Origin of the sequence: Pseudomonas sp. AM4(2022) (assembly GCF_036346515.1) — a bacterium.
Taxonomy (GTDB): Bacteria; Pseudomonadota; Gammaproteobacteria; order Pseudomonadales; family Pseudomonadaceae; genus Aquipseudomonas; species Aquipseudomonas paracarnis.
The window spans coordinates 47,411-62,868 of the sequence record NZ_JAOTNW010000010.1 but is presented as its reverse complement, the minus strand read 5'-3'; the positions used below and the strand labels follow the sequence as shown (position 1 = coordinate 62,868).

Genomic DNA, 15,458 nt, shown 5'->3' with positions numbered 1-15,458 from the left:
GGACAATGAACAGTGTTTTTGTTGATGGCGTTTACATAGGCAACGCAAAAAATCTGAAGGCCTCATTGGAAGGCGGCATCGACCAAGGTCAGGTTGCCAGCGGAGGTGAAGTGTGAACTTGTTCCGTCGCTTCGCGCCGAGTCTGGATGACCTAGTTGTGCATGCCCCGCGTGCAGAGGTTTCCAGCCAGTGCCTGATGCCCACTGTGGCGCGCCCGCCCCAAGTATTTGTGCAGGGGCAGGGCTCCTGGCTTTCGGACGCTGACGACCGCGCCTATCTGGATTTCAGTCAAGGCGGCGGCGCCAACAGCCTGGGCCACAGTCCCCAGGCCGTGCGCGACGCCATTGCCAAACAGATGCACACCGTGATCAACCCTGGCCTGGGTTTGCACAACCGCGCGCAACTAGACCTCGTCGATCGTCTGTGCCACCACACCTGCAGCGACCAGGCCTACTTGCTCAACAGCGGTGCCGAAGCCTGTGAAGCGGCCATCAAGTTGGCACGCAAGTGGGGCCAGCTGCATCGTGGCGGCGCTTACCACATCATCACGGTAAGCAATGGCTGCCATGGCCGGAGCCTTGGGGCGATGTCGGCGTCGGCTGTGGCCTGCGAAAACCGTTTTGAACCGCAGTTGCCAGGTTTCAGCCAGGTGCCGTTTAACGATCTGCCTGCCCTGCACGCAGCGGTCGATGCGCAGACCGTCGCCATCATGCTGGAGCCGATACAAAGCGGCGGCGGTGTCATCCCCGCGACAGAACATTACCTCAAGGGCGTCGAACGCCTGTGCCGCGAACTGGGGATTCTGCTGATCTTCGACGAAGTGCAAACCGGTATCGGCCGCTGCGGCAGCCTGCTCGCCGAACAGCAGTACGGCGTGCGCGCCGACATCATCGCCCTGGGCAAAGGCCTGGGCGGCGGTGTGCCCCTGGCGGCGCTGCTGGCGCGTGGTACTGCGTGTTGCTTCGAAGCGGGTGAGCTGGACGGTACACATCATGGCAATGCACTGATGGCATCTGCGGGTATCGCAGTACTCGATACCCTATTGGCGAACGGCTTTCTCGAGCACCTACGCGAATCCGGCTTGTACCTGGCAGAAGGCCTTGCCCGCCTGGCCTACCGTTACGACCATGGGCCCTTGCGCGGCAACGGGCTGCTTTGGGGCCTGACACTGTCGGACGATTGCGCCGCTGCAGTGGTCAAGGCCGCGCTGCACGAAGGCTTGATCCTCACTGCCGCGCAACCTGACTGCCTGCGCTTTACGCCTGCGCTGAACATCAGCAAAACCCATATCGACGAAATGCTGCTGCGGCTCGCCCGCGCCTTTTCTCGGGTGCGTACCGCTCAGGTGCAATGCCGTAAGGGCATCGCTGTTTGATCCCAGTTTCCTGAACCGTCTCGCGGCATACGCGGCGCCTCCAGCCTGATTCTTTTGGCTGGGGGCGTTTTTTTGTGTGGGTAATTTCTGGTGTGAAAGCGTTGATTGAGTCTCTCTGGAAACAGTGGTTTTTTAGCGGGCGTCGGCAAGGACTGCCGACGGGGTACGACGTGCTCGACTTTCAATCTATACCACTGGGTGGTATGTTTTCCGGAAGGGATCTCCATGAAGCTCAGGTTGTTCAAAACACGGCGATTTGCCGAGGCGGCCACAAAAGCCTGGATCTGCGATTCGGAGTTGAGGGAGGCGTTTGGCGAAATGCTGAGGGGGCAGGCAGATAATCTGGGAGGTGGTGTCTGGAAAAAGCGCCTCAACCAAAATCGACATCGTTCCATCGTATTGGCCAAAGGCAGACACTATTGGGTCTATCAGTTGCTATTCGCGAAGAATGATCAAAGCAACATTACTCAAAGCGAACTTGTTTGGTTTCGATCGCTGGCCAAAACTTATGAAGGGTTAAACGAGGCACAGATTCAGCAAATGCTGGATCTCAAGGAGTTTGTGGAGATACATCATGACCAAGAAGTATAAAAGCGAGGCGTTTGAGTCCATTCACGAGTCAGCCAAAGCGCTTCATGCTGTCGGCGCCATCAGCAAAACCACTCTGCGAGAATATGATGAGGCATGTTTATCCATGCCAGACCAAATCCCTGCCGAACAGATCAAGCGACTACGTGAAAGCAGCCATGTCAGCCAACCTGTGTTCGCCCGCTACCTGAACACCAGCGCGTCCACTGTCAAAAAATGGGAGTCTGGAGAGAAACGGCCTAGCGGCATGGCGCTCAAGTTATTGAGCATCGTGCAAAAGCATGGCCTGCAGATTCTGGCCTGAGATGGCCCAATGCCAGAATCCACTGAACCCTCACGAACCGCCAAGGTCGATTAGCTACACGGCTCGCACGAGCCGATTTTCTGGAGCTGACCCATGGACATCATTCGTATCATTATCGCCATTCTGCTGCCGCCATTGGGTGTGTTCCTGCAAGTAGGCTTCGGCGGTGCATTCTGGCTGAATATCCTGCTGACCCTGTGCGGTTACTTCCCTGGCATCATCCACGCGGTGTACATCATCGCCAAGCGTTGAGGCCCTCAGCCTTTTGCAATGAGCCTTGAGTTGCGCTCATTGCGAAAGGCCATTTGCTCGATGGTCTGGGTGGCATGTTCGGCCTCTTCCCGCGCCTGAAGGATGATGCCGTGCTGCTCGGATTTGCTGCATACCGGGTCGGCGTTGCTGGCGTCACCGGTGAGCATGAAGGCCTGGCAACGGCAGCCGCCGAAGTCCTTTTCTTTTTCGTCGCATGAACGGCATGGCTCAGGCATCCAGTCGTAGCCACGAAAGCGATTGAAGCCAAATGAGTCGTACCAGATGTGCTGCATGCTGTGGTCGCGCACATTGGGAAACTGCACTGGCATCTGCCTCGCGCCGTGACAGGGCAGGGCGGTGCCGTCGGGTGTGACTGTCAGGAAGATGCTGCCCCAGCCGTTCATGCAGGCTTTGGGGCGCTCCTCGTAGTAATCCGGTGTCACGAAGATCAGCTTGCAGGGGTGGCCTTCGGCTTCCAGTTTGGCGCGGTATTCATTGGTGATGCGTTCGGCGCGCACCAACTGCTCGCGGGTGGGCAGCAAACCCACGCGATTAAGCTGTGCCCAGCCGTAGAACTGGCAGGTGGCGAGTTCGACGAAATCCGCTTCCAGCGCAATGCACAGTTCGATGATGCGGTCGATCTTGTCGATATTGTGCCGATGGGTGACGAAGTTCAGCACCATCGGGTAGCCGTGGGCTTTCACCGCTCGGGCCATTTCCAGTTTTTGCGCGAAGGCTTTTTTCGAGCCGGCCAGCAGGTTGTTCACCTGCTCGTCACTGGCCTGGAAGCTGATCTGGATATGGTCCAGGCCGGCCTTCTTGAAGTCGCTGATTTTTTGTTCGGTGAGGCCGATGCCTGAGGTGATCAGGTTGGTGTAGAAGCCCAGCTTGCGAGCCTCGCCGATCAGTTCGGCCAGGTCCTGGCGCACCAGCGGCTCACCGCCGGAAAATCCCAACTGCGCAGCACCCATTTCACGGGCTTCGCGAAATACCTTGATCCATTGTTCGGTGCTCAGCTCCTTGCCCTGCTCGGCGAAATCCAGCGGGTTGGAGCAATACGGGCACTGCAGCGGGCAGCGATAGGTCAGCTCGGCTAGCAGCCACAGCGGCAGGCCGATGGCTGGCTTTTCAGGCAAGGGTGATCCAGTGCTCAGCACGGGCGACCTCCATGAATTGCTCGATGTCTTCACCCAGCTCTGGCACACCGGGGAACTGCTTATCCAGCTCGGCAATGATTGCCGCAACGTCGCGCTCGCCGTCGATCAAGCCACCGATCAATGCGGCGCTATCGTTGAGCTTGATCATGCCTTCGGGGTAGAGCAACACATGGCCTTTCTGTGCAGGCTCGTACTGGTAGCGATAGCCCTGGCGCCAGGTCGGTTTTTTGCTGCGATCAAAGCTCATAGGGTGATCCCTTTATGCCATACCCGCTGTTCGGTCACGCTGTGATAGGGCGGGCGTTTGAGTTCGTAAGCCATGCTCATGGCGTCCAGCATGCTCCACAGGATGTCCAGTTTGAACTGGAGAATTTCCAGCATGCGCTCCTGCCCCTCGCGGGTGGTGTAGTGCTGCAGGGTGATCGCCAAGCCGTGTTCCACATCGCGACGGGCCTGGCCCAGGCGTGTGCGGAAGTACTCGTAACCGGCCGGGTCGATCCACGGGTAATGCTGGGGCCAACTGTCGAGGCGCGACTGGTGGATTTGCGGCGCGAACAGCTCTGTCAGCGAGCTGCTGGCGGCTTCTTGCCAGCTGGCGCGGCGGGCGAAGTTGACATAGGCGTCCACGGCGAAGCGTACGCCGGGCAGCACCAACTCTTGGGAGCGCAGTTGGTCGGGGTCCAGGCCCACAGCCTGGCCCAGGCGCAGCCAGGCTTCGATACCGCCGTCTTCACCGGGCGCGCCGTCGTGGTCGAGCAGGCGCTGGATCCATTCGCGACGGATTTCACGGTCTGGGCAGTTAGCCAGGATCGCCGCGTCTTTCAGAGGGATATTCACCTGATAGTAGAAGCGATTGGCGACCCAGCCCTGGATCTGCTCACGGCTGGCGCGGCCTTCGTACATCGCCACATGGTAGGGGTGATGGATATGGTAGAAGGCGCCCTTGGCGCGCAGGGCCGCTTCGAACTCAGCCTTGCTCAACGGTGTGTCGGTCATTTCGATCGCTCCTACAATTCAATGCTCATGCCGTCGTAAGCCACTTCGACATTGCGTCGCACCAGCTCCGCTCGCTCGGGGGAGTCTTCATCGAGGATCGGGTTGGTGTTGTTGATGTGGATAAGCACTTTGCGCTGTTTGGGCAATTGATCGAGCACTTCAAGCATGCCGCCGGGGCCGTTCTGTGCCAGGTGGCCCATCTCACGCCCGGTGCGGGTGCCGACGCCACGGCGCTGCATTTCATCGTCGTCCCACATCGTGCCGTCGACCAGCAGGCAGTCACTGCCGGCCATGATGTCCAGCAGCTGTGCGTCGACCTTGCCCAGCCCCGGGGCATAGAACAATTTGCCGCCGGTGCGCAGGTCTTCGACGATCAGACCGATGTTGTCACCGGGGTGCGGGTCGAAGCGGTGTGGCGAATAGGGCGGTGCGGCGCTGCGCAATGGCAGCGGGGTAAAGCGCAGGTTGGGGCAGGCCGGGATGGTGAAGCTGGCGTCCAACTCGATGCGGTTCCAGGCCAGGCCACCGTTCCAGTGGGTCAGCATGGTGAACAACGGGAAACCGGTGCTCAGGTCTTCGTGGACCATGTCGGTGCACCACACCTGGTGCGGGCAGCCTTCGCGCAGGCTCAGCAGGCCGGTGGTGTGGTCGATCTGGCTGTCCATCAGGATGATTGCGCTGATGCCGGTATCGCGCAGGGCGCGGCCCGGTTGCATGGGCGCAAAGCCCTGGAGTTGCGCGCGGATATCCGGCGAGGCATTGCAGAGCACCCAATTCACGCCATCGTCGGAGATCGCGATGGACGACTGGGTACGCGCCTGGGCCCGCAGGCTGCCATCGCGAAAGCCTGCGCAATTCACGCAGTTGCAGTTCCACTGCGGGAAGCCACCGCCGGCGGCGGAACCTAGAATCTGGACAAACATGATCGCTCCATCAAGCACAGCTCAAAACAAAAACGCCCCGGGCGAACCGAGGCGTTGTATCACTCAGCCAATCAACGGCTGGCGAAGTACATGGTGACTTCGAAACCAATACGCAGATCAGTGTAAGCAGGTTTGGACCAGGTCATATTCTTACTCCTATCAAGGGATGGGACGTTCACTACCAAGTAATACATATAGTCCACCTCCTGTTGGAGATGTTCAGATATTGCTGCGCAATGTTACGCAATTTTATTCAAGTTAGCGCTGTCTCGGTGGAGAAAGCCTGTTGCAGGGTTGGCAATGATCACGGCGATGGTTGCCAGTCGTCGTTGATACGCGGCCCGTTGGCCACGCATTGCCAGCCGCCTGCGGCGTCAGTGAGTTGTTGCGCGGCGCGCTGCACATCCTCGCGTGTGCACGCTTGGATCAACTGTTGAAGCTGATCCAGATAACCCGACGAATGACCTGCCAGGTGCGCATGCCAGAGCAAGTCGGCAGCTTCGTTGATAGGCAGCGTCTGGGCCGCGAACTGCTGTGCGAGGGCCTGGTTACCCACGTCGGGGCTGCGCTCGATCAACGACGGCAGTTGCCCCAGGAAGGTCTGCAACTGTTGGACGATGCCGTCTAGGGAAGTGCTGGGCGATTGCACCCCAAACAGCAGGCCGGTTTGGCCGTTGATCTGTCGGATGCCGCTGAACACGGCGTAGCCGATTTGCAGTTCGACTCTCAAACGCTGGTAGAACGGCCCCTGGAGCACGTGCCCGAGCAACCGCCAGTTGGCTTCATCGGCGAGGGATTGAGTCGGCGTTGGGCAAAATAACAGTAGCGCTGCTTCGCTGGATTCGGTGCTGACTTCTTGCCAGCGCTTGTGTCCGTCAAGGGCCTGGGGTGTGAAAGGCGTAGTTGCCGGTTGCCCAGGCAGCCGGGCCGCTGCGGCTTTGATCGCGGTTTCACAGGCGGGGGGCAGGCCCGTGCCCAGCCCCTGCCAGCGCGCGGTAGCCCATGATGCTGTCGTCTCCTGAGGCTCGGGCTGAACACTCGCACAGCAAGCAGGCAACGCCTTGAGCAGTTCCCGGATGGCGATCATCGGCACGGGAGCGGGCGCAGGCAAAGGTTCATTCGAGTCACTCAAACACAGCGCCAGTGCTTCGAGCACCGCCGGCATGGGCTCGTGAAGGCCGTGCATTCTCACCTGCCAGTCAGTGGCGATCGCTTCGCAAGACAACTCGACGCCCGCCTGGCGTGCCTGTTCGCGCAACGGCCGCAACAGGCCTTCCAGCCCGGTGGGTACGGCCGAGTCAAACCGCCAGTGCAGGTATAGCGCGCCTTCGCCAGTGTCATCCGCCAACGCCTGGCTGAAGGTCAATGTCGACCGCTCCCGCCGGCCCCGTGTGCGATCCTGAGCAAAGGTACGCAAGCCACGATGGGCGCTGGTTTGGCCGCGAATCAGGCCGGCGCGTTCTTCCTTGGCGGGCGCACGAAGCAAAGGGTTGTTGGGCGGCAGTTGCCAAGGGTGCCGGGAGGCGGGCAGGTGCAGTGAATCGAGCATGGTCTTGAGGGCTGCTGCGCCTTGTTCCGACAGGTCTTGGGCATCGTTGCGCGCCAACGCTAGGGCGCCTTGGACCTGTTGTTGGCGAGCATTGAGCAAGGCGAACTCTTCGCGTAACGCTGTCCAGTCGCTGTGTGCGAAGAAACTCAGCCAGTCGTGCAGCAGCTCTTCGATCGGCGTGGCCGGTTCGCGCTCGCTGCCGAGAGTGAAGTGGATATCCAGCACGGCTTGATCCGCGAATTGGTACAGCACGGACGCCTGCAGCGCGGTGGCCAGTCGTCGTGCTTGCAGTTCGGCGAGCAACCCGCCGGGGGCCGAGGCGTTGAGCCAGGTGCAGAGAAACGCCAGCGCTTCCCGTGGCGCGTCACAGGTAATGACTTGATGCAGGTGGCGATCGGCGGTGTGTTGATAGCAGCGTGCCGAGCCTTGCATCAAGGCCGGTGGAGCGGCCTGCGGGTGCAATGGCCCGGGCGTCAGTTGGTCACTGAACTGCTGGGCCAAGGCCTGAAGGTCGCTCAGCGATTGTGGGCCGGCGAGGCTCAAGGTCATCTGCCCGCTTTGATAAAAGTCTGCGTGGAACCCACGCAAGGCGTGCTGAAAGTCGTCGCTTTCCACCGGCAGGCTGTCGCGGTTGCCGGCATGAAAACCTCGCAGGGGATGATCTGCCGCCAAGCCTTGCAGCAGCGCCACTTGCTGTTGGGCCTTGGCATCCTGGGACCAGGCGATGAACTCCGCGTCCAGCACTTCGCGTTCACGTTGTTGATCGTCGAGGGCCAGGCGTGGGTGAGCCAGCATATCCGCCAAACGCGCCAGCCCGTCTGCAAAAACCGGCCCCGGCAGTTCAAAGAAGAACTCGGTGGTGCGCTCACGGGTGCTGGCGTTGACCTGCCCACCGTGGCGCTGCACGTAGGCCATCAGCCCTTCGCCTGCTGGAAAACGCTCGGTACCGAGAAACAACAAGTGCTCAAGAAAATGCGCCAGCCCAGGCGAAGCCAATGGCACGTCATGGCTGCCGGCAGCCACCTGTAAAACGGCGGCGCAGCGCTTCAAGCGCGGCGCATGGCGCAGGCAAACCCGCAGGCCATTGGCGAGGGTCAGGTGAACGGGATGAGGGTGAACCGGCGCAGGCATGGGCACTTCCGAGGCGTGGGAAGTGCCTATGCTAGCAAACCCAATGGGTCAGGGCTTGTGCAGTGCGCCGTAGAGTTCGGCGCGACGGTCTTGCAGGTAGTGGTTGGCGGCGCGGGCGTCGACAATAGATTGGCGATCCAGGGTGCCGACGATCAAGGCTTCATCCAGGCCGGCCTGGGCAATTCGTTGGCCGTCCGGCGCGGCAATGCTGCTTTGCCCGCAGTAGTGAATCTCGCCTTCGTGCCCGCAATAGTTGGCATAGGCCACGAAGCATTGGTTTTCAAAGGCTCGCGCCCGCACGGTGACGTCGGCAACGAAGTCGAACGGCACCATATTGGCGGTGGGCACCAGGATCAGTTCGGCACCGGCCAGGGCCAGGCGCCGAGTGTTTTCCGGAAACTCCAGGTCGTAGCAAATCAGCATGCCCACCTTCCAACCGTTCAATTCCACCACCGGGAAATCATCGGGGCCGGCGCTGAACATCGAGTGGTCAAGATCGCCAAACAAGTGAGTCTTGCGGTAGTTGCACAGGCGGTTGCCCTGAGCATCGATCAACTGCACCGCGTTGTAGACCTGGCCGTCTTCGGCCCGTTCCGGGTAGCCATACAGGATCGCCAGCCCAGCACTTTGCGCCAGTTGGGCAATCGCCTGCGCCGATGGCCCATCCTGTGCCTCGGCCAGTGCGCCAACGGCTTCGGCGCCAATGTTATAGCCGCTGAGGAACATCTCTGGCAGCACCAGCACATCGGCGCCGTGTGCCTCATGGGCCAACTGGTGCAGGCGCTGCAGGTTAGCGGCCACATCCAGCGGCAGCGGCGGGCATTGGTACAGGGCGACACGCATGCTCAACTCCTTATTCTGCGAGGGCGATTGGCCCTATTTCATCGAACACGTCGCCTGGGCCTGGGTTCTCCGGGTGGGTGCTGCCACCGAAGTGGTTCATGATGCCCCATACCGCGTTGAGCGAGGTTTGTACGGCGCCTTCGACCCATGCAGGCGTCCACGATACATCATCACCCGCGATGAAGATCCCGCGTTGTTCGGCAGGCATATCCTTTTGCATGAAGTGCGCATACATCCGCTGGTTATAGCGATAGTGACCGGGCAAAGCGCCTTTGAAGGCCCCGAGGAAATGTGGATCGGCCTCCCAGGACACGGTGATCGGGTCGCCGATGATGCGCGCCTTGATGTCAACGTTGGGGTAGATCTTCTTCAGCGCATCGAGGGCCAGTTTCACCCGCTTGTCGATAGGCTGGGGCAGCATTTTCAGCGCGTCGCTCATCCATGAGTAGGACAAGCAGATCACCCCCGGCTTGTCGTCGCCATTATCGAACAGGTACGTGCCCCGGGTCAGGCGGTCGGTGAGGGTCATGCTCATTAGGTCGCGCCCGGTTTGCGGGTCTTTGTCTTTCCAGAATGGGCGGTCAACCATCACGAAGGTTTTCGATGACTGCATGTAGCGAGTGCGATCCAGGGCCATCCACATTTTTTGTGAGAACAGGGTTTCGTCGCATTCGATCTGTGTGGTCAGCAGCCAACTTTGGCAGGTGGTCAGCACCGCCGCGTATTCGCGGGTGTCACCATAGTTGTCGGTAACGGCAAAGCGGCCATCGGCGGCGTGGGCAATGCGCTTCACGCCTGCTCGTGGTGCGCCTCTATGCAGCGAGCTCAGGCTGGTGCCGGCCGGCCAGTGTGCGCAGCGCTCCGGCACGTGGCGCCAGATGCCCATGGGCACTTGTGCCACGCCACCGACGATCAGGTGTTGATGATCATCGCAGTTAGTCATCACCACGCGGAAGATTTCCAGCATGGAGTTGGGGAAGTCAGAGTCCCAGCCGCCGGTACCGAAACCGACCTGGCCAAACACTTCGCGGTGGTGAAACGACAATTTGGCGAAGGCTTTGGAGGTGGCGACGAAGTCGTAGAAGGTGCGGTCATCCCACAGCGGCACGAGCTTGTTCCATAGCTCCTTGAGCCGCGGCACGTCACGGTCGCGGATTGCCTGCTGGATATCGCCGAACTGCGAACCGGCCTCCAGGGCGTCGGCCCAGGCATCGGCCACTTCCTGGAACAGAGCAGGCAAGTCGGCGAGTTTTTGCGCGTAGTGGGTCTGGCCTTCCAGATCGATCACGGTGCTGCCGGACGCCGGCGTCAGCGGGTTGGGAAAGGGCTTGGTTTCCAGTCCCAGTTTGTCCACGTAATGGTAGAACGCCGTGGACGACACCGGGAACCGCATACCGCCCAGCTCGGCGATGATGCCTTCGGCGCCTTCAAAGGCTTGGGAGCGCAAGCGACCACCCATCTTCGAGGCTTCATACACAACGGGCTTGAGCCCGAGTTTCATCAGCTCGTACGCCGCAACCAGGCCCGCGATCCCGGCACCCACAATTGCCACTTCGGCGCCGTGATTAGCAGCAGGAATACTGCCCAGCCCGGCAGGGTGTTCGATCCAGTCATCAAAGGCAAACGGGAAGTCCGGGCCGAAGATGGTGATGGGTTTCTTACCGTCGCCCGGGTGGCGATTGGGCTTGCTGAGGGTGCTGGACGGAATGCTCATGGCTGACCTTACTGACGGCTCGGCGGGAGGAGGGCCCGTTGAGTATAGGAAAAGATGGCAGCCAGTTTAGGGAGCGTTGCGCTCGTTAATAAGACGCAATGTGTCGTCGTATTGCGCTAGTTTTAGTCAATATGACGAAGATGGTGATCAGATTGGTTGTCCGCGATCCAATTTGTTACTGAGGATGATCGAGGTGGTGGTTTTCTCCACACCGTCGACACTGCCGATCTGGTCCAGTAATTGGTCCAGTTGCTCCGGCGAATCGGTACGCAGCCAAGCCACATAATCGAACTCCCCACTCACCGCGCACAGCTGCTGCACCTGGGCCATGGCGCTTAGCCTGCGCAACACCTCTTTGCCCGAACGGGGTTGCACGGTAATGCCCACGTAAGCCTGCAACCCACCATCCGCAACGCGCTGGCCCAGGCGCACGCCGTAACCGGTGATGACCTGGGTTTTCTCCAGGCGTGCCAGACGCGACGTGACGGTGGTACGCGCGATGCCCAACTGCCGGGCGAGCATGGCCACGCTTTCACGGGCATTGAGCTGCAGGGCGGCGATCAGTTGGCGGTCGATTTCGTCTAGGGCGGGCAAGGGGAGAGCTCCAGTGCGGGCGGGCAGTGAGCAGGCATGTTACAGGCTTGGCCCTGCGGAAAAAATCACTCGGCCAGATACGCAAAAGCCGCGCAATGCGCGGCTTTCTTGTGTGGTGGGCCCAGTAGGACTCGAACCTACGACCAAGGGATTATGAGTCCCCTGCTCTAACCAACTGAGCTATAGGCCCTCAGTAGGTCGCGGATTATAACGATGGTTTGTTCACTGTGCCATCCGAAAAATCCTCATGCCGTGTACGAAGGAAGCTGGCGGCAAAAAGCTCCGGCGGCAGAGGCAGGCTGACGATGTAGCCCTGCATCTGTTCACACCCCTCGCTTGCGAGGAATGCTTGTTGTGCCGGGGTCTCCACGCCTTCGGCGATGATGGTGAATTGCATGCTGTGGCCGAGGGCGATGATGGCGCGCACGATGGCTGCATCGTGAGGGTCGTCGGGCAAGCCGCGGACGAAGGATTGGTCGATCTTGAGGAAGTCCAGGGGCAGGCGCTTGAGGTAGCTGAGGGACGAGTAGCCGGTGCCGAAATCATCGATCGCCAGCTGGACGCCCAGGCGCTTGAGTTGGTGCAACACCGCGAGTGCTTCTTCTGCTTGGCTCATGATGAAGTTTTCGGTGATTTCCAGTTGCAGGCAGCCGGGTTCGAGGCGGTAATCGCGCAGCAGTTGTTCGATGCGTGACAGCAGGTTGGGGTGACGCAGTTGGGCGCCTGCGAGGTTGACCGACAGGGGGCCGAAATCCTCGAAAGCCGCTTGCCAGGCGTGCAGCTGCCGGCACGCCTGTTCCAGTACCCAGTCGCCGATTTGCAGGATCATGCCGTTCTCTTCGGCCAAGGCGATAAAGTGCTCGGGCGGGACCTCGCCCAGCGTCGGGTGGTGCCAGCGGATCAAGGCTTCGGCGCCGATCAGTTGTTGGGTGACGAGGTTGCGCTTGGGTTGGTAATACAAGCTCAATTCTTCACGTTCGATGGCGCGGCGCAGTTCGTGCTCCAGCGCTACGCGTTCATTGGCTTGGGCAGTCAGGTCGCGGGTATAGCGCTCGACCCGGTTACGCCCCTTGGCTTTGGAGCGATACATCGCGGCGTCGGCATTTTTGACCAGGGTGGCGACGTCAGTACCGTCTTGCGGATATAGGCTGGTGCCGATACTGGCGCTGATAAAGAACTCATGCTCGCCGGCCTGGAATGGCGGGGTAAAACAGTCGAGCAGTTTGTTCGCCAAGTGCTGGGCGTCGCTCGCCTGTTGCAAGCCGGGCAGGAGGATGATGAATTCGTCGCCGCCCAAGCGAGCAACGGTGTCCACGTCCCGCAACTGCTCCTTGAGGCGTACGGCGATGTCTTTGAGCAGCAGGTCGCCGACCGGGTGGCCGAGGCTGTCGTTGATGTGTTTGAAGCGATCGAGGTCGAGAAACAACACCGCGCCCTGTTTACCACTTTCCTGCTGGCCGTTGAGTGCGGCCTGCAGCCGGTTTTCAAACAAGGTGCGGTTGGGCAGGCCAGTCAATGGGTCGTGGTGGGCCTGATAATCCAGGCGTGCCTGGGCCAGCTTGAGGCTGGAGATGTCGGCGAACACGGCGACGAAGTGAGTGACCAAGTGCTCGCGGTTACGCACGGCGCTGATGGTCAGCCAGCTCGGATACACCTCGCCGTTCTTGCGGCGGTTGGAGATCTCTCCTTGCCAGTGACCGTGGGCCGTCAGCTGGTGCCACATCGCCGCATAGAACGCGCTGTCATGCAGGCCGGAGGCAAGCAGGCGCGGGGTATGGCCAAGGGCTTCAACCTCGCTGTAACCGGTTATCTCAGTGAAGGCGCGGTTGACGGCGCTGATGTTCTGCCGTGTGTCGGTGATCAAGACACCCTCGGCGGTGCTTTCGAACACCGTGGCGGCCTGCTGCAGTTTTTCCTGCATCAACTGGCGTTCGGTGATGTCCCGGGCGATGGTCAGCATGCATTCTTCGTCGCCAATCGGCAGTGGGCGGCTGGACACTTCGCAGAGGCGAAGCTGGCCGTCGGCACGACGGATATGACAGATGAAATCGCGGACAAAGCCGTCGCGCTGCATCAACTCCAGCATGTGTTTGCGTTCGTTGAGGTCGACCCAGATGCCTAGGTCCAAGGTTGATTGGTCAAGTGAGGAGGCGCTGGTGAAGCCGGTCAGGTGGCTGAAACCTTCGTTCACTTCAATCAGCAGGCCATCCCTTTGGCGACTCAGTAGTAAACCGTCGGGGGAAGCATGGAATGCCTTGGCGAATTTCTCTTCGGAGGTTTGCAGCTGCTGTTGGGTTTCCTTGAGCTCGGTGATATCGCGCACCACCACCACCAGGGCTTCAGTGGTATCGAGTTGGAACGGCTCAGCTGAGATCAGCCCGGTAAATGCCTGACCATTGCTGCGCAGAAAGGACATTTCCAGGTTACGGATACTGGTGGTCTGTACCCGCTGCAGCAAATCCGGGCCGACGCCCTGAATGCCCCATATATTCAGATCCGAGGCGGTTTTGCCCACGACCTCATCAGAGCTCAGGCCAATCTGGTCCTCGAATGCCTTGTTGACCTCCAGCAAACAACCATCAGACAACCGAGCAATCACCAGGATGTCCGGACACTGCTGAAACACCGAGGCAAATTTCTGCTCGGACAGTTGCAGGGCTTCTTCGGTGCGCTTGGCTTCGCTGATGTCGATCATCAGGCCACGCAGCACCGGCTCGTGGCCGTGTTCGATCAGGCTGACAATGTCACGTACCCACAGGCAGCGGCCATCAGCGGTGATGACCCGGTAATCAATACTGTGATCACGGTTAGCGCGAGTTTCCCGATAGCAATAGGCCTCGGCGCGGGTCAGGTCGGCGGGGTGGATGATGTTGCGCCAGAAGCCTGGAATCAGCCAATGTGCGCGGGGATAGCCGAGTAGCTCTTCGGCATGGGGCGACACGTAGCTGTAGGTGAAATCGCTGATGCTTGCTTCCCAGGCGATGGCGGACAAGCTCTCCACCAAGCCGCGATAGTGGTACTCGCTGCTTCGCAGTTCTTGCTCAAGGGCGACCCGGCGGGAAATTTCCGAGCTGAGCCGGCGATTGATCCGAATGACGATTGCCAGCACCGTACTCAATAGCAGCACCGCTGGCAGGCCGTACGTGAGCAGGTCAGCCCAGAAGGTGCGGTGATCGGTGAAGCTGCCGACCCAGTGCTGCTGGATCGCATCCGTCTCGGCTGAGCTGAGGTCGGCGAGGACTTTGTCCAGGATGCCCACCAGGATTTTCTCATCCCGCGGCACGCCCATCGCCAGTTGGTAGCGATAGGGTGTTTCGCCGCTGACGTACAGGCCGTCGAGCTTGAGTTGGCGCAGGCTCCAGACGCTGGAGGCGAGGTCGCCGACCACGGCATCCACTTCATCGGTGGCCAGGGCTTGCAGCGTCGAACTGACGTTGGGCATCGCCACAAGATTAAGGTCCGGATGGTGGGTACGCAGCAGTTCATGGGGCGCGTAGTTTTCCACCACGGCAATTTTCAGCCCGTACAAATCCTTGAGACTGCGTGGTTTCGCGCCGCCTTCATGGGCCAGGATGACGATGGGAAAGTCGAGATAGGGGCGTGTGAAGGCCAGGAAGTTCTGGCGTTCGGGGGTGGACATGATGCCAGGTAGCAGGTCGAGTTGGTTATTGCGGGCTTGTTCAAGCACCGCGGTCCAGTTAACCGGTTCGATCAGTTTGATTCGCACACCCAGGCGGTCCTGGAGCAGGCGTACGTAATCGGCTGCCAAGCCCTGATATCGGCCATTTTCATCGCGATATTCAAAAGGTGGCCAAGACGCATCCACGCCTAGGCGCAGCTCCTGATGGTCCGCCAACCAGCTACGCTCATCATCCGTAAGAGTCAACGCGCCAGCCGTTGCGGTCCAGGTCAGCAGCGACAGCAGTATCACGGTCGGCAATCTGGGCATAACGGTCTCGTTATGGCACGGGGAATGTCTCGAGTGTAGACGGGCATTGCGAGGGCGGGTGGTGCGGGGCAGTTAATCTGTGC

At 60.2% G+C, this 15,458-nt stretch carries 14 protein-coding genes and 1 tRNA gene; 4 read left to right on the top strand and 11 right to left on the bottom strand.

Translation table 11 applies throughout. The annotated features are described in order from the left end of the window. The first annotated feature begins 112 nt into the window (after window positions 1–112). From ODQ19_RS15495 to ODQ19_RS15480, 4 genes are all read left to right on the top strand, one after another. Complete coding sequence (locus ODQ19_RS15495) at window positions 113–1,375, top strand: aspartate aminotransferase family protein (protein ID WP_330210546.1); 1,263 nt, start codon at window positions 113–115, stop codon at window positions 1,373–1,375. A gap of 225 nt (window positions 1,376–1,600) precedes the next feature. Beyond that, window positions 1,601–1,966, top strand: a complete 366-nt coding sequence (locus ODQ19_RS15490) for a type II toxin-antitoxin system RelE/ParE family toxin (RefSeq protein ID WP_330210545.1) — start codon at window positions 1,601–1,603, stop codon at window positions 1,964–1,966. Next, entirely contained in the window at window positions 1,950–2,267 is a 318-nt protein-coding gene (locus ODQ19_RS15485) for a helix-turn-helix domain-containing protein (RefSeq protein ID WP_330210544.1), read from the top strand. Before ODQ19_RS15490 ends, ODQ19_RS15485 begins: the two co-directional genes overlap by 17 nt. 93 nt (window positions 2,268–2,360) lie before the next feature. Further along, entirely contained in the window at window positions 2,361–2,519 is a 159-nt protein-coding gene (locus tag ODQ19_RS15480; RefSeq protein WP_003194776.1) for a YqaE/Pmp3 family membrane protein, read from the top strand. A gap of 5 nt (window positions 2,520–2,524) precedes the next feature. Here ODQ19_RS15480 and pqqE read toward each other — a convergent pair whose 3' ends face one another. From pqqE to ODQ19_RS15425, 11 genes are all read right to left on the bottom strand, one after another. Next, window positions 2,525–3,655, bottom strand: a complete 1,131-nt coding sequence (gene pqqE, locus ODQ19_RS15475) for a pyrroloquinoline quinone biosynthesis protein PqqE (protein ID WP_442962753.1) — start codon at window positions 3,653–3,655, stop codon at window positions 2,525–2,527. After that, on the bottom strand, window positions 3,648–3,923 hold the full coding sequence (gene pqqD, locus ODQ19_RS15470) for a pyrroloquinoline quinone biosynthesis peptide chaperone PqqD (protein WP_046069808.1): 276 nt from the start codon (window positions 3,921–3,923) through the stop codon (window positions 3,648–3,650). The genes pqqE and pqqD overlap by 8 nt, the downstream gene beginning before the upstream one ends. Beyond that, window positions 3,920–4,672, bottom strand: a complete 753-nt coding sequence (gene pqqC, locus ODQ19_RS15465; protein WP_003194770.1) for a pyrroloquinoline-quinone synthase PqqC — start codon at window positions 4,670–4,672, stop codon at window positions 3,920–3,922. Before pqqC ends, pqqD begins: the two co-directional genes overlap by 4 nt. Before the next feature lie 11 nt (window positions 4,673–4,683). Then, a complete protein-coding gene (pqqB, locus tag ODQ19_RS15460; protein ID WP_330210542.1) occupies window positions 4,684–5,595 on the bottom strand; it encodes a pyrroloquinoline quinone biosynthesis protein PqqB in 912 nt (303 codons plus the stop codon). Between the two features lie 71 nt (window positions 5,596–5,666). Further along, on the bottom strand, window positions 5,667–5,741 hold the full coding sequence (gene pqqA / locus ODQ19_RS15455) for a pyrroloquinoline quinone precursor peptide PqqA (protein ID WP_003194766.1): 75 nt from the start codon (window positions 5,739–5,741) through the stop codon (window positions 5,667–5,669). A 158-nt stretch (window positions 5,742–5,899) separates the two neighbouring features. After that, window positions 5,900–8,275, bottom strand: coding sequence for a pyrroloquinoline quinone biosynthesis protein PqqF (pqqF, locus tag ODQ19_RS15450; protein ID WP_330210541.1), 2,376 nt, complete (start codon window positions 8,273–8,275; stop codon window positions 5,900–5,902). 48 nt (window positions 8,276–8,323) lie between these two features. After that, complete coding sequence (locus ODQ19_RS15445) at window positions 8,324–9,118, bottom strand: carbon-nitrogen hydrolase family protein (RefSeq protein ID WP_116667960.1); 795 nt, start codon at window positions 9,116–9,118, stop codon at window positions 8,324–8,326. Between the two features lie 10 nt (window positions 9,119–9,128). Further along, complete coding sequence (locus ODQ19_RS15440; protein WP_116667961.1) at window positions 9,129–10,832, bottom strand: flavin monoamine oxidase family protein; 1,704 nt, start codon at window positions 10,830–10,832, stop codon at window positions 9,129–9,131. A 147-nt stretch (window positions 10,833–10,979) separates the two neighbouring features. After that, entirely contained in the window at window positions 10,980–11,426 is a 447-nt protein-coding gene (locus tag ODQ19_RS15435) for an Lrp/AsnC family transcriptional regulator (protein ID WP_003194755.1), read from the bottom strand. A gap of 113 nt (window positions 11,427–11,539) precedes the next feature. Continuing rightward, window positions 11,540–11,616: transfer RNA gene (locus ODQ19_RS15430), tRNA-Ile, on the bottom strand. 15 nt (window positions 11,617–11,631) lie between these two features. Beyond that, window positions 11,632–15,375: an EAL domain-containing protein gene (locus tag ODQ19_RS15425; protein WP_330210540.1), complete on the bottom strand. Its 3,744-nt coding sequence runs from the start codon at window positions 15,373–15,375 to the stop codon at window positions 11,632–11,634. Window positions 15,376–15,458: the final 83 nt, after the last annotated feature.

Bases quoted from the DNA above. Each gene is read 5' to 3' on its own strand.
- ODQ19_RS15480 (WP_003194776.1), top strand. From the start codon at position 2,361: ATGGACATCATTCGTATCATTATCGCCATTCTGCTGCCGCCATTGGGT.
- ODQ19_RS15425 (WP_330210540.1), bottom strand. From the start codon at position 15,375: ATGCCCAGATTGCCGACCGTGATACTGCTGTCGCTGCTGACCTGGACC.
- pqqD (WP_046069808.1), bottom strand. From the start codon at position 3,923: ATGAGCTTTGATCGCAGCAAAAAACCGACCTGGCGCCAGGGCTATCGC.
- ODQ19_RS15445 (WP_116667960.1), bottom strand. From the start codon at position 9,118: ATGCGTGTCGCCCTGTACCAATGCCCGCCGCTGCCGCTGGATGTGGCC.
- ODQ19_RS15440 (WP_116667961.1), bottom strand. From the start codon at position 10,832: ATGAGCATTCCGTCCAGCACCCTCAGCAAGCCCAATCGCCACCCGGGC.
- pqqC (WP_003194770.1), bottom strand. From the start codon at position 4,672: ATGACCGACACACCGTTGAGCAAGGCTGAGTTCGAAGCGGCCCTGCGC.
- pqqB (WP_330210542.1), bottom strand. From the start codon at position 5,595: ATGTTTGTCCAGATTCTAGGTTCCGCCGCCGGCGGTGGCTTCCCGCAG.
- pqqF (WP_330210541.1), bottom strand. From the start codon at position 8,275: ATGCCTGCGCCGGTTCACCCTCATCCCGTTCACCTGACCCTCGCCAAT.
- ODQ19_RS15485 (WP_330210544.1), top strand. From the start codon at position 1,950: ATGACCAAGAAGTATAAAAGCGAGGCGTTTGAGTCCATTCACGAGTCA.
- ODQ19_RS15490 (WP_330210545.1), top strand. From the start codon at position 1,601: ATGAAGCTCAGGTTGTTCAAAACACGGCGATTTGCCGAGGCGGCCACA.